Below are 13,058 nucleotides of genomic sequence, written 5' to 3'. Positions count from 1 at the left end.
GTTACCTATGCAGTATATGTTGTCCGTTCTGATCAGGCGGACATTGGCGATTGCCTGCCTTACGGGTAGTTTATTTGCCGTTGGCCCCGTGGCCCTCGGGCAGACTCCTATGCCCCTGAGGGAGGGCTTAAAGAAACTTAATCAAAAACGAGGCACCTATTTTCTATATGACCCGAAGCTGATTAATGGTCAGCTTATAACGGGTAAACCTGATTGGAAAGCAGACACGGAACTGTTGCTGACACAGCTTTTAAGTGGCACTCAGTTGGCCTTTCGGAAGGTCAGTGACTGCTACGTTATCGAACCGATAACTGAAAAAGTAGATCCCTTGCCCACTCAACCCACCGTGATCCGACGGTTTACGATCAGTGGGTTCGTTAAAGAGCGCAACAGTGGTGAACAACTGGTGGGAGCAACGGTTTTTGTGGCCGGAAAGTCGGGTACGATGACGAACAATTACGGGTTCTACGCCTTGTCCCTCCCCGAAACCGATGAGGTTGATTTAATTATCTCTCTGGTTGGTTACCAGCGGGCCTATCGGCGGATTCGGTTAGATCAGTCAGTGTCGCTTACGGTTGAATTGACGCCCAACGATTTACTCGATGAGGTAGTACTGACTTCCGATGCCACCGAACGCGCCGGGTTGAATCCGCAAATGAGCCAGCATATAATACCGATTCCATTGGTTCAGAATATGCCGACGGCAGCGGGCGAAAAAGATGTCTTGAAAACGCTTCAGTTTCTGCCCGGAATTCAAAAAGGACTCGACGGCCAAGTTGGGCTGCATGTGCGTGGGGGAGGGGCCGATCAGAATCTGCTTATTCTGGACGAAGCTCCCGTTTATAATGCCAACCATTTATTCGGGTTTGTGTCGGTCTTCAACGCTGATGCGCTCAAGAGTGTGCGGCTACAGAAAGGGGGCTTTTCGGCGCGGTATGGTGGTCGATTGTCGTCGGTGGTAGAGATGAATATGCGCGAGGGCAATAAAGAAAGCCTTCATGGCGAAGTGGGAACGGGTCTGATTACTTCCCGACTGATGCTGGAAGGGCCGATTATTCGCAATAAAGCGTCGTTTCTTCTCACGGCCCGGCATACCAACTTTAGCTCACTGCTAGGGGGCTTCGTCGCTGACTTAGTGGATAACTACACCGGAACAAATTGGAAGGCGAATTTTTATGACGTGAACGCCAAAGTCAATATTGAGCTGAATCGTCGAAATCAGCTTTATCTCAGTGGCTATTTTGGTCGTGACTTTTTCGGTGGGGGCGATAGCCTGGACCGGAGCCGGCGGTGGGAAAACGTCGTGCGCTGGGGAAATGCAACCGGCACACTGCGCTGGAATCACTTGTTTAGTGAACGACTTTTCTCCAACCTGTCGCTTATTTACAGCAACTACGATTTCACCACACACACGAACTATATTCCCATTGACCCGTCAGACCCAGCCGTTAGTCAGAATACGTGGCGGTATTTCGACGGGGTAACCGATTATACCCTTAAGTATGATCTCGATTACTTTCCGACCCTCACCCATCAGCTTCATGCGGGATTGACGACCACACAACGGTCGTTCCGGCTAAACGGGTACGAAGTTATCAACTCGGCTGATCAACTTCACCGGGCTCACCACGAATCCAACCGCTCTACCGAAACATCGGTATATGCCGAAGATAACTGGGAAATTAGCTCCCGGTTAAAAGCACTTATTGGCGCTCGGGCTACCCTTTACCAGATTCAGGCCAAAGCTTATACCCGCCTAGAGCCTCGCCTGTCGCTTTCGGCCAAATTGGGCACTCGTACCGCCTTGCGTGGGTCTTTTTCATTCATGAATCAGTTTATTCATCAACTCACCAACACGGGCGAAGGCCTGCCGACCGATCTTTGGGTGCCAGCAACGGCGCAGGTGAAACCCCAGCAGTCGCAACAGGTAGTGCTGGGTGTGGTGCATGAGCTGATGCCTAAGTGGCAGCTGACCGTTGAGGTCTACCAGAAATGGATGCGGCATATAATCGGCTATCATCAGAATGCCGATTTTATCGGGATTACCAATGCGCAACGAGCGGAAGGCATTCAATGGGAGAAAAACGTAACCAGCGGCTATGGCAACGCGTATGGGGCTGAAATCATGCTCCAGCGAAAAACAGGCCGATTGTCGGGTTGGGTAGGGTACACCTGGGCATTGACCCGCTGGTTTTTTGATGATCTGAACAATGGGCAACCGTTCTACCCGGCTCATGATCGTCGGCATACGCTATCGTGGGTAGGCGCGTATGATTTTACACCAACGTTCAAACTCTCGGCGTCCTGGTCCTATAGCTCGGGAAATCCGCAGTCGCTGCCGGTATCGGGCGTACCTAGTTTTGGGCATCTGGGGTTAGGTAAAGCCGACAATGCGGTTACGCCCGCTGATCAGCTTTTTGGTACCGAAGGCCCTTTAGTGCAGGTTCGGCGATCATATAACGGTTTTCGGGCCGAACCGTTTCATCGGCTTGATCTTAGTTTACAGAAAACGTTTATTGCTCGCCGGTTCAAGCATGTGCTGGAAGCAACGGTCGTGAACGTTTACGGGCGCAGGAATCCATTCTATTATGATTTGCACGTCGATCAGGCAAACCAGACAACGCTCAAGCGGGTTTCGCTGTTCACCTTTCTGCCGTCCATCAATTACACATTACGTTTTTAAGTGATGCGGGTCTGGGTAGTCATTCTATTGGCTCTACTGCTGGTCGGTTGTTTAAAAACAACGGACCAGATCGACTCCGACCTGCTGACGACGAAGCCCTATGTAATTTGCTTTATTTCTCCTCAGGATACGATTCTGGCAGCGAGAGTTGCCTTGTCGAATCCTAAACTAAGCGCCATGGCTGATCCGTCACTTCTGGTCAAAACGGCTACCGTTACGCTTAGCGATGGACAAAACGTGATTTCACTACCGTACGACAATTCACTGGCCTATTATCGGGTGAAACCATCAAACAAGTTTTCGATTAAGGCGGGTCAAACGTATACACTTATGGTCCAGTTGGGTGAAGGGATCCGGGTAACGGCACAGGCTACCGTGCCTCAGGCCGTGTCTATTCAGCAGGTTCAGCGAGACTCCATAATGACGACAACGGCCACAAACAAATCTATTCTTTACCGAACGACTATTTTCTGGAATGCGCCGGGGGGCGTCAACTATTACCGGGGCTATGGGGAGGTGAGTCAGCTGGTTTTCGACCCGCAGGGAGGCTTAGTAGAAACGCGCGTTAGTCACCCCTCCTTTTTTGTTGATCGGGAGAACACTGCCGGACCTTCGCTACGATCGCTTACGGGCACGCATACGCTCATTGTACCGGTAAATGCCCGCGTTCAAACGACACGCTCACGAATTGGGCTGTTCACGACGGATTTGAATTATTATCGGTATCATGAGACGTTACGCGATCAGATCAATACGCCGTCTACTTCATTTTCTGAGTCGACAATTCTGTTTTCCAATATCGATGGTGGATTCGGGGTTTTTGCCGCTTATAATGCTTCATACCTCGCCCTGTAACAAAAATAAGGAGCAAGTAAAACCTGCCCCTTATTCGCACCACCGAGCTTTCCATCTAGGGTAATAAGACCTGATCAATTACATGCACAATACCGTTGCGGGTGACAATGTCCCCAGCCGTTACGTTCGAGGGAGTGGCATTGCTGTTTCCTTTAATAGTTATAGCCTGATTGGGTGCAACAGCTACCAGAACGGTTCGCCCTTGCAGCGTATTAACTTCACCACTACGCAACGTTGATGAAAGTTCACGTCCTGCCACCACATGGTATGTCAGGATGCGTGTCAGGACAGCCGGGTCTGCCGACTGGATCGATTCGATTGTTAGGAAACCCGCTGCCTGGAATGCGGCATTGGTCGGCGCAAAGACGGTTATGGCACCTGCCGAAGCAATCGTTTGTACCAGACCGGCGCGCTGGAGAGCGGCCACTAAATAGGTCAGGTTGGGATTGGCCGAAGCCACCTCGGCCAGATTACCGGTAGGCGGCATCAATACTTTGTTTATAACGTGAATGACGCCATTTGTGGCCTGTACATTAGCCTGCTCAACGAAGATGCCATTCACCGACACGGTTTGCCGTTTTACAACCAGCACTTCATCACCCTGAAGCGTTCTGTAGCCCGTGACGTTATTCGAGAGGTTCTGAGTCGGGAAGCGGTTTCCAATAACGTGGTAAAGCAGAATCTGACGCAACACATCGACATTGGCGCTGTTGATCGCGTCTGCATTGGCAAAGCCAGCCGCCTGAAAAGCCGCATCGGTCGGCGCAAAGACGGTTAGGTTTCCCGTTGCCAATGCGTTAGCAAGCCCTGTCTTAACTACCGCAGCTTTTAATAGCGAGAAGGCAGGGTTGGCGACAACAATATCGGTAATTGACGTGGTTACAGTACCACCATCGGGTAGTAAGACCTGGTCAACTACGTGAACCGCTCCGTTGATGGTAACGATATCCGCCTGAATAATAGACGCCGTCGAACTGTTACCCAAGCCTTTAACTGTTGCTGTTGTCGACGTTTTGGTTGTTGCCAGTGCGTTACCCTGAAGGGTAGTAAGGCTTCCCTCACTAAGCTGCGAGGAGAAGAAACGGCCATTGACTACATGATAGCGGAGGATACGGCCCAATATGTTTGGGTCAACCGCTCTAATGGATTCTATCGTTGGAAAGCCAGCGGCCATGAAAGCCGCATTGGTTGGCGCAAAGACGGTAAGCTGACCCGTTGCCAACGCCTGTAGAATATTGATCTCTCCTTGGCTGGCCCGTTGAACAGCCGCCACCAAATAAGTAAGGTTAGGGCTCGAAACAGCCACTTCGACCGTATTACCGGCGGGTGGTAGCAGCACCTTATTAATGACATGAATAACTCCATTATTTGTTTCCAAATCAGCTTGTGAAACTGGAATGCCATTTACCGACAAGCCTCCCCGCCGGGTCGCAAATACTTCTTGCCCCTGTAGTGTTTTGTAGCCTGTCAGATTCTCCGCGATTCTATCTTCGAAGAAGCGTTCGGTGCCAATGACGTGGTAAAGAAGAATGTTGCGGAGTGTATTTACATCCGCCTTGTTAATGGCGTCTGCATTAGCAAAACCAGCCGCCTGAAAAGCCGCATCGGTCGGCGCAAAGACCGTTAAATTACCCGACGCCAGCGCATCTGCCAGCCCTGCTTTTACTACCGCAGTTTTTAGTAGGGAAAAGTTAGGTGAACCGACAACGACTTCTGTAATCGTTTGATTGAAGCGGATTCGGGCGCCGGACTTTTGTCCTGAATCCTGCGGCTGAATAGCCCGGTCGCAGGCCATGCTTGTGAGCAGAATGATGAAGAATAACCCAATACGTTGTGAGAGAAGTTTGGCACGTTTCATAAAAATCGGTGAACGGTTTTAGTTGAAGAAGTAGTTTGCGCTTCGTCCTTTGTCAATGAAGAAGCGTTTCAACTGATAGTGCCACTGATCTTTATTATCTCACAAAAAATTCGAGAAAATTTATAAAAGCTTCTTTAAACTGTACAGTACATTCTATCGGACTATCTGCCAGGGTCTTACAAAACAAAGCCGCCTTGACGCAAGTCAAGGCGGCTTTATACCGATGGAGCTCTATTTTCTTACTCCTTCATCATGCTGATAAACTGATCGAATAAGTAATGTGAATCGTGCGGACCAGGAGAGGACTCGGGGTGATACTGTACCGAAAAGGCGGGCTTATCTTTCCGACGAATGCCTTCAATCGTTTTATCGTTCAGGTTTATGTGCGTCAATTCAACGTTAGCATGATCCATTACTTCGTCGGCGCTAACAGCGAAACCATGATTTTGTGAGGTGACCTCGCAGTGCCCGGTGATCAGGTTCTTAACGGGGTGATTTAAACCGCGGTGGCCGTTATGCATTTTGTAGGTCGATATACCACTGGCCAACGATAGGATTTGGTGACCAAGGCAAATTCCGAACAATGGTTTTTCAGTTTCCAGCGCTTGTTTGACCGTTTCAACCGCATAGGGCATCGCTGCCGGATCGCCCGGGCCATTCGCAATAAAGTAGCCATTTGGCTTCCAGGCTGCTAATTCAGCGTGAGACGTCCGGGCAGGAAATACCTTACAGAATACACCACGTTGATTAAAATTGCTCAGAATGCTCCGTTTGACGCCTAAGTCCAGCACCGCTACGCGTAAGGCAGCCTCCGGATCACCTTGTTCATAGGCTTCCTTCGTGCATACTTCGGAAGAGAGTTCGAGCCCATCCATATCCGGTACTTTGTTCAATTCAGCAAGCAGAATAGCCGGATCAAGAATTTCGGAGGAGATAATGCAGTTCATTACCCCTTTCGAGCGAATGTAGCGGACAAGTTGCCGGGTATCTACACCATGAATACCAACGATGTTTGCTTTCTCGAAATAATCCTGCAATGAACCATCAGCGGTATAGCGGGAGTGAATGTTCGAGAAGAAATTGCAGACCATCGCCCGGATTTTCACCCCATTCGATTCCTGTTCGGCATTGTTCAGAATGCCGTAGTTGCCAATATGAGATGTTGTGTTAATGATGACCTGGCCATAGTATGAGGGGTCGGTATAGATTTCCTGGTAACCGGTCATGCCCGTATTGAAGCATATTTCACCGCCGGCGGTACCTATCTTACCGAGTGCCAAACCTTTATAAACGGTCCCATCTTGTAAAACCAGGAGGGCTTCAGGTTGTTGCGTATGTTTCATGTATGCGTTTTGGCTTGAAAGACTAAAAAAAAGGGCTAACCGTCGAACGGCTAACCCATTTCTATATGATTTGTGTGTAAGTCACTTGGTTTTTGTTTACCACCGGTGAAACGATTCGGTAACTTTTCCGAGTCGACTCGCGTCGTAATCCAAAGTTGGTTTCTCGTTTCTGGTCGCTTTCTTGTAAACATTGACTGTAAGATTCTCCTTAAACTCGTCGACAGTAGGTTTTCCCTTCAGTCAGTTCTGCAAAAGTAGTCATACCAGCCTTGTTCCGCAACTTAACACAGACTGACTTACGCCTTAGGCTCGGTCGAATCGTCTTCAGCGGCTGGAGCAGCAGGGGCTTCTTCCGTTGGAGTCGCTTCAGCTACTGGAGCGGCTGGCGCTTCATCTTCAACAACCTCAGCAGAAGGCTCTTCAGCCGTGGCCACAGCTGCTGTTTCAGCAACAGGTGCCGCTTCGGCAGTTGAACGAGCGCCTGTCCCACGTCGGCTACGACGGGTTTTCGTTGTCGTTGCAGCCGCTTTCTCAGACGCAGCTGCTAACAATAACTCGTTGAAGTCAACCAGTTCGATTAAACAGGTTTCAGCATTATCACCTAAGCGGTTACCCAGCTTGATGATCCGTGTGTAACCGCCCGGACGGCTGGCGATCTTATCGGCCACGATGCCGAACAATTCTTTCATCGTGTCCTTGTCGTTCAGGGCCCGGAATACTTCGCGACGATTCACGAAAGTATCATCTTTGGCCCGTGTCAGGATAGGTTCAACGAATTTACGGAGTTCTTTCGCCTTAGCAAGCGTAGTTTCAATACGCTTATGCAGGATGAGCGATGACGCCATATTCTGCAACATCGCTTCGCGGTGCGAATGTGTCCGACTTAGGTGATTATTTTTTTTACCGTGTCTCATTATAGTAAGTGTGTGGTTTGTAGTTTGTAGTCTGTAGCTACGAACTACAAACTACAAATCACAAACTAGCTTAGTCTTCGTCTAATCTGTACTTTGCAACGTCCATACCGAACGTCAGGTTTTTCTCAGCAACAAGTTGCTCAAGCTCCGTTAACGACTTTTTACCGAAGTTCCGGAACTTCATCATGTCGGAAATCTCTAACCGAACAAGATCCCCCAATGTCCGAACGTCAGCCGATTTGAGGCAGTTGTAAGCCCGTACTGACAGATCGAGATCAGCCAGCGACGTTTTCAGAAGTTTCCGCATGTGCAGTACTTCTTCATCAACTACATTTTCCTCTTCCGGTTTCGCCGTTTCAAACGTCATCGTCTGATCTGAGAACAGCATGAAGTGCTGAATCAGAATATAAGCAGCACCTTTCAGGGCTTCTTCAGGGTGAATCGATCCATCCGTCTCAATGTCCAGCAGCAACCGCTCATAGTCGGTTTTCTGCTCAACCCGAGTATTTTCAACGCTATATTTCACGTTTTTAATTGGCGTGTAAATAGCATCGATTGGAATATGACCGAAGGGTAACTCGTTGGCTCGTGGTTCGTCAGCTGGTACATAGCCCCGGCCTTTTTCCACGAAAATTTCCATTTCCAGATCCCGTGTATCGTCGATGTGGCAAATTTCCAGTTCTGGATTTAGCACTTCAAACGATGGTGAGAATTTGGATATATCACCGGCTTTGAGAACCGATTGTTTCTTAATATTGACGGTGATCTTGTTGTCGACCATGTCATTGATCTTCTTGAAGCGAACCATTTTCAGGTTCAGAATGATCTCTGTCACGTCTTCAACGACGCCCTCGATTGATGAAAACTCGTGCAACACACCAGGAAATTTTACGCTGGTGATAGCGTATCCTTCCAAAGATGACAGCAAAATACGCCGTAGCGCGTTGCCGATTGTTACACCGTATCCTTTTTCAAGGGGTTTGAATTCAAATACCCCGTGAAAGTCGTCAGCTTTCTCCACTACGACTTTGTCGGGCATTTGGAACGCTAAAATTGACATACGTTTCGTATTTTAAAGCAGTTCTCTGCCTTGGCGTGAAGACTGAAATAGTGTTTACGGTTTTCAGGTCTTCGGTGATAGTAATCTGCGGGTTAATGACCAGCCTCTTACCGAGAACCAATCGCCCATAAACCGTAAACTATAGAAAGAAGGCAAGAACCCGTACGAGTAGTTGCCAACCCAAACTTATTTCGAATACAATTCGACGATTGCCTGCTCGTTGAAGTTCTCTGGAATCTGGTCACGCTCTGGGTAGCTGATGAATTTACCAACCAACTCCTGACCATCCCACTCAACCCAGTTATACCGTTTGGTATTACGAGCCGATAGGCTAGAGGCAACCGCTTCCAACGACTTCGATTTCTCACGAACTCCGATCAGTTGACCTGGTTTGAGGGAATACGAAGGAATGTTGACGACTTCGCCATCAACAATGATATGCTTGTGGGAAACCAACTGACGGGCGGCCCGACGAGAAGAAGCAATGCCCATGCGATAAACGGTGTTATCTAAACGGGCTTCGCACAATTTGAGCAGGTTTTCACCCGTAATTCCTTCCCGAACTTGTGCCCGGTGGAAGAGGGCGCGGAACTGACGTTCCAGAATACCATAGGTGTATTTCACCTTTTGTTTTTCCAGCAACTGGAGTGCATATTCGGATTGTTTCCGCTTACGACCCCGACCGTGCATACCTGGTCCGTAATTTTTTTTCTGAAGCGCTTTGCTCGGGCCCATGATAGGTTCTCCGAACTTGCGCGAAATCTTGGCCTTAGGCCCTGTGTAACGTGCCATTCTTTAATGAATGAATAAATGTGAAACAATGGACAGACACAACCAAATGTCGCCTGCCCTTATTCATGCCATCCGTATTATACGCGACGACGTTTTGGCGGCCGGCATCCATTGTGCGGCAGCGGGGTAATATCACGGATTGTCGTTACTTCGATACCCGAGTTCTGAATGGTACGGATAGCCGATTCACGACCCGATCCTGGACCTTTCACGAATACTTCTGCTTTGCGCATACCCAGATCGTGGGCAACGGCAGCACAGTTAGAAGCGGCCGTCTGAGCAGCATACGGCGTATTTTTCTTAGAGCCACGGAAGCCCATTTTACCGGCCGATGCCCAGGAGATAACCTGGCCGTTCATGTTGGTGATCGAAATGATGATGTTGTTGAACGTAGCCCGGATGTGTACCTGACCAACGGGTTCAACAATTACCACCCGCTTTTTCGCTTTGTCTTTGCGTTTTGCTTGAGCCATTGTTTGTAGGTAATCGTCAATGTGTCATCGGTTTTCATTACTTGTTATCCAAAGAGATTCGTTGAATAACCACAAATGAGTCGTATGACGATGAGCGACCGATTAATTATTTCGTTACTTTCTTTTTATTAGCAACTGTCTTCCGTTTACCTTTCCGGGTACGGGAGTTGTTTTTCGTATGCTGACCACGAACCGGCAGACCTTTGCGGTGCCGCAGACCCCGGTAACAACCGATGTCCATTAACCGTTTGATGCTCAACTGCACTTCTGAGCGCAACTGACCTTCAACCTTGTATTCGTTCGAGATCGCGTTACGAACAGCGCTCGCTTCGTCATCCGTCCATTCGCTGGCCTTCTTATCAACGCTGATACCAGCATCGGTCAGAATTTTCTTGGCCCGGCTACGGCCGATACCGAAAATGTACGTCAGCGCAATTTCGCCACGCTTTTTGTCTGGAATATCAACACCTGCAATACGTGCCATGCTTAGCCTTGTCTTTGTTTATAACGGGGATTCTTTTTGTTGATCACGTACAGCTTTCCTTTCCGACGGATCACGACGCAGTCTTCACTACGCTTCTTGATTGACGCTTTAACTTTCATGATTTTAGTTCAGTTTGATGTTTGAAGTCCGATGTTTGACGTTACAAACTATAAACTTCAAACTGTTACTTGTACCGATACACAATCCGCGCCTTACTTAAATCGTAAGGCGACATTTCCAACTTTACGCGATCTCCCGGCAAAATCTTGATGTAATTCATCCGCATTTTGCCAGAGATGTGGGCAATTACCTCGTGCTTGTTGGCCAGTTCGACCCGGAACATTGCATTCGATAATGCCTCTAAAATCACACCATCCTGTTCTATAGAATTCTGCTTTGCCATCTGTGCTTTAAGCCGCTATTAGTTCCTGGGTTTCAACCATCAGGCTTGTATTGGCGGTAACTGCTTCTATGTATTCAAAGGTTGTCAGAATTTCAGCTTTTCCTTTCCGCACGGCCACCGTGTGTTCAAAGTGGGCTGAAGGCTTCCGGTCAATGGTCCGGATCGTCCAGCCATCACGTTCCTGAACAACCCCTTTCTTACCGAAGTTGATCATTGGCTCAATCGCCAGAATCATCCCTTCGCGTAGTTTAGGCCCTTGTCCACGTTTCCCGAAATTAGGAACCTCAGGCGCTTCGTGCAGATCCTGGCCAACGCCATGGCCCACTAACTCACGGACCACGGAATAGCCGAACTTCTCTGCGTACGTTTGAATCGCGTAACCAATATCACCTACCCGATTGCCTTCAACCGCTTTGTCGAGCCCTAAATAAAGGGACTCTTTAGTGCGAGTCAGCAACCGACGAACAGCCGGACTAACCTCACCAACGGGATAGGTGTAAGCGCTATCGCTATGGTAACCATTTAGCTTAACACCGCAATCGATCGAGATGATATCTCCATCGCGGAGTTCGTACTTGCTCGGAAAGCCGTGTACCACAACATCGTTAACCGAGATACAAAGTGAAGCTGGAAACTTGTTATACCCTAAGAATGATGGAGAGCCACCGTTATCTTTAATAAACGTTTCTGCAACCTTATCAAGTTCCTTTGTGGCTATGCCAGGACGGATAAGCTTGGCTACTTCAGCGTGGGCTTTCCCAAGTACCTGTGCGCTGATCTTTATCAAAGCGATTTCTTCATCGCTTCGGTAAAAAATCATCTTATCCTTTTTGTCGGAACTACTCATGTTAATTAAGCGGCTACTGTCTCGCTATTAGCACGCCCCTGTACCCGGCCTGATTTCATCAAACCTTCGTACCGACGCATTAATAGATAGCTTTCAACTTGTTGCAGTGTATCAAGCACAACACCGACCATGATCAATAGCGATGTACCACCGAAAAACTGGGCAAAACCACTTGTCATACCCAGCAGATTAGCCATGGCAGGTAAAATCGCCACGATTGCCAGCATAACAGCACCAGGTAAGGTGATGCGGTCAAGAACAGTTCCAATGTATTCTGATGTCTGAAAACCTGGCTTAACACCCGGAATAAAGCCACCACTACGTTTCATGTCGTCAGCAATCTGAACCGGGTTAACCGAGATAGCTGTGTAGAAAAACGTAAAGATGATGATCAGTAAGGAAAACAGCAGATTGTACTGCCAGGTTGTATAGCTTTGAAATGCGTTTTGCACGCTAGCGGCAAAGTCACTCTTCTCGGCAAATAGACCTGCAACGTAGGTTGGAATAAACATCAGCGCCTGAGCGAAGATAATCGGCATGACACCGGCTGCATTCAACTTAAGCGGTAAATACTGACGTTGACCACCAACTACTTTATTACCAATAACCTGTTTTGCGTATTGAATGGGGATGCGACGGACAGCTTGTGTCAAAACAACAGCACCCATAATCACGAAAAATAGACCAACTAGCTCCAGGACGAAGATTAAGCTACCGCCCGTACCACGGGAAAGAGCTTCTCCATAAATAGCGCCTGGTAGACGCGATACGATCCCGATCATGATGATCATGGAGATACCATTGCCAATTCCTTTATCCGTAATCCGCTCACCAAGCCACATACAGAAAATGGTACCGGCTGTCAGAATGAACAACGAAGAAATGGTAAATAATCCCCGATCAATCAATAACGCTTCCTGAGGAATCGTCGTACGGATGTAGGTAATCGCCTGTACTGCCGTTACACCAATCGTAAGCACCCGAGTAATTTGATTCAATCGCTTACGCCCTGATTCGCCTTCCTTCTGCATTTTCTGGAAGTAAGGCAGTGCCAGGGTAAGCAATTGGATGGCAATCGAAGCCGAAATGTACGGCATGATTCCCAATGCGAAAATCGACGCTTTACTGAACGCTCCACCTAAAAAGGTGTCCAGCAAACCAAGTAATCCTTGCGGATTGAGGTTTAGTTTGTTGGGATCAACGCCAGGCAATACAATAGCCGAACCAAGACGAAACGCTGTTATAAATAACAACGTGTTCAGGATACGACCCCGCAGCTCGTCAATTGCAAAAATATTCTTAAACGTGGTGATGAGTCGATTCATAAAAGTATGTCGGCCGTTACG

13 protein-coding genes are annotated in these 13,058 nt (G+C 48.4%); 2 read left to right on the top strand and 11 right to left on the bottom strand.

What is annotated here, in order from left to right; genetic code table 11:
- Positions 1–7: 7 nt before the first annotated feature.
- Both ACYVAM_RS13620 and ACYVAM_RS13615 read left to right on the top strand, forming a co-directional pair.
- Positions 8–2,683: a TonB-dependent receptor gene (locus ACYVAM_RS13620; protein WP_461067797.1), complete on the top strand. Its 2,676-nt coding sequence runs from the start codon at positions 8–10 to the stop codon at positions 2,681–2,683.
- Between the two features lie 3 nt (positions 2,684–2,686).
- A complete protein-coding gene (locus ACYVAM_RS13615; protein WP_461067795.1) occupies positions 2,687–3,538 on the top strand; it encodes a DUF4249 domain-containing protein in 852 nt (283 codons plus the stop codon).
- 55 nt (positions 3,539–3,593) lie between these two features.
- Here ACYVAM_RS13615 and ACYVAM_RS13610 read toward each other — a convergent pair whose 3' ends face one another.
- The 11 genes from ACYVAM_RS13610 to secY form a co-directional block, all read right to left on the bottom strand.
- Positions 3,594–5,396, bottom strand: coding sequence for a fasciclin domain-containing protein (locus ACYVAM_RS13610; protein ID WP_461067793.1), 1,803 nt, complete (start codon positions 5,394–5,396; stop codon positions 3,594–3,596).
- A 239-nt stretch (positions 5,397–5,635) separates the two neighbouring features.
- Positions 5,636–6,739, bottom strand: coding sequence for a glutamine-hydrolyzing carbamoyl-phosphate synthase small subunit (gene carA, locus ACYVAM_RS13605; RefSeq protein ID WP_461067791.1), 1,104 nt, complete (start codon positions 6,737–6,739; stop codon positions 5,636–5,638).
- A gap of 296 nt (positions 6,740–7,035) precedes the next feature.
- Positions 7,036–7,653 carry a 50S ribosomal protein L17 gene (rplQ, locus tag ACYVAM_RS13600; protein WP_461067789.1) on the bottom strand — a complete coding sequence of 206 codons (618 nt, stop codon included), beginning with the start codon at positions 7,651–7,653 and terminating at the stop codon, positions 7,036–7,038.
- A gap of 70 nt (positions 7,654–7,723) precedes the next feature.
- Positions 7,724–8,713, bottom strand: a complete 990-nt coding sequence (locus ACYVAM_RS13595) for a DNA-directed RNA polymerase subunit alpha (RefSeq protein ID WP_046577854.1) — start codon at positions 8,711–8,713, stop codon at positions 7,724–7,726.
- A gap of 186 nt (positions 8,714–8,899) precedes the next feature.
- The gene (gene rpsD, locus ACYVAM_RS13590) at positions 8,900–9,505 is read right to left on the bottom strand and encodes a 30S ribosomal protein S4 (protein WP_461067787.1); all 606 of its coding nucleotides are present in this window, start codon (positions 9,503–9,505) and stop codon (positions 8,900–8,902) included.
- A 77-nt stretch (positions 9,506–9,582) separates the two neighbouring features.
- Complete coding sequence (gene rpsK, locus ACYVAM_RS13585) at positions 9,583–9,978, bottom strand: 30S ribosomal protein S11 (RefSeq protein ID WP_012930219.1); 396 nt, start codon at positions 9,976–9,978, stop codon at positions 9,583–9,585.
- A gap of 106 nt (positions 9,979–10,084) precedes the next feature.
- Positions 10,085–10,462 carry a 30S ribosomal protein S13 gene (rpsM, locus tag ACYVAM_RS13580; protein WP_046577849.1) on the bottom strand — a complete coding sequence of 126 codons (378 nt, stop codon included), beginning with the start codon at positions 10,460–10,462 and terminating at the stop codon, positions 10,085–10,087.
- Positions 10,463–10,464: 2 nt separating this feature from the next.
- Positions 10,465–10,581 (bottom strand): 50S ribosomal protein L36, encoded by a 117-nt coding sequence (gene rpmJ / locus ACYVAM_RS13575; protein WP_046577847.1) that lies wholly within the window; start codon positions 10,579–10,581, stop codon positions 10,465–10,467.
- 65 nt (positions 10,582–10,646) lie between these two features.
- Positions 10,647–10,865: a translation initiation factor IF-1 gene (infA, locus tag ACYVAM_RS13570; protein ID WP_009284801.1), complete on the bottom strand. Its 219-nt coding sequence runs from the start codon at positions 10,863–10,865 to the stop codon at positions 10,647–10,649.
- Between the two features lie 7 nt (positions 10,866–10,872).
- Positions 10,873–11,685 carry a type I methionyl aminopeptidase gene (gene map, locus ACYVAM_RS13565; protein ID WP_461068321.1) on the bottom strand — a complete coding sequence of 271 codons (813 nt, stop codon included), beginning with the start codon at positions 11,683–11,685 and terminating at the stop codon, positions 10,873–10,875.
- Between the two features lie 32 nt (positions 11,686–11,717).
- Complete coding sequence (gene secY, locus ACYVAM_RS13560; RefSeq protein ID WP_460936763.1) at positions 11,718–13,037, bottom strand: preprotein translocase subunit SecY; 1,320 nt, start codon at positions 13,035–13,037, stop codon at positions 11,718–11,720.
- Positions 13,038–13,058 lie beyond the last annotated feature (21 nt).

The sequence above is a fragment of the Spirosoma horti genome (genome assembly GCF_054776595.1).
This window is presented reverse-complemented; position numbering and strand designations above follow the sequence as displayed.

Bases quoted from the DNA above. Each gene is read 5' to 3' on its own strand.
- ACYVAM_RS13620 (WP_461067797.1), top strand. From the start codon at position 8: ATGCAGTATATGTTGTCCGTTCTGATCAGGCGGACATTGGCGATTGCC.
- ACYVAM_RS13615 (WP_461067795.1), top strand. From the start codon at position 2,687: ATGCGGGTCTGGGTAGTCATTCTATTGGCTCTACTGCTGGTCGGTTGT.
- ACYVAM_RS13610 (WP_461067793.1), bottom strand. From the start codon at position 5,396: ATGAAACGTGCCAAACTTCTCTCACAACGTATTGGGTTATTCTTCATC.
- carA (WP_461067791.1), bottom strand. From the start codon at position 6,739: ATGAAACATACGCAACAACCTGAAGCCCTCCTGGTTTTACAAGATGGG.
- rplQ (WP_461067789.1), bottom strand. From the start codon at position 7,653: ATGAGACACGGTAAAAAAAATAATCACCTAAGTCGGACACATTCGCAC.
- ACYVAM_RS13595 (WP_046577854.1), bottom strand. From the start codon at position 8,713: ATGTCAATTTTAGCGTTCCAAATGCCCGACAAAGTCGTAGTGGAGAAA.
- rpsD (WP_461067787.1), bottom strand. From the start codon at position 9,505: ATGGCACGTTACACAGGGCCTAAGGCCAAGATTTCGCGCAAGTTCGGA.
- rpsK (WP_012930219.1), bottom strand. From the start codon at position 9,978: ATGGCTCAAGCAAAACGCAAAGACAAAGCGAAAAAGCGGGTGGTAATT.
- rpsM (WP_046577849.1), bottom strand. From the start codon at position 10,462: ATGGCACGTATTGCAGGTGTTGATATTCCAGACAAAAAGCGTGGCGAA.
- rpmJ (WP_046577847.1), bottom strand. From the start codon at position 10,581: ATGAAAGTTAAAGCGTCAATCAAGAAGCGTAGTGAAGACTGCGTCGTG.
- infA (WP_009284801.1), bottom strand. From the start codon at position 10,865: ATGGCAAAGCAGAATTCTATAGAACAGGATGGTGTGATTTTAGAGGCA.
- map (WP_461068321.1), bottom strand. From the start codon at position 11,685: ATGATTTTTTACCGAAGCGATGAAGAAATCGCTTTGATAAAGATCAGC.
- secY (WP_460936763.1), bottom strand. From the start codon at position 13,037: ATGAATCGACTCATCACCACGTTTAAGAATATTTTTGCAATTGACGAG.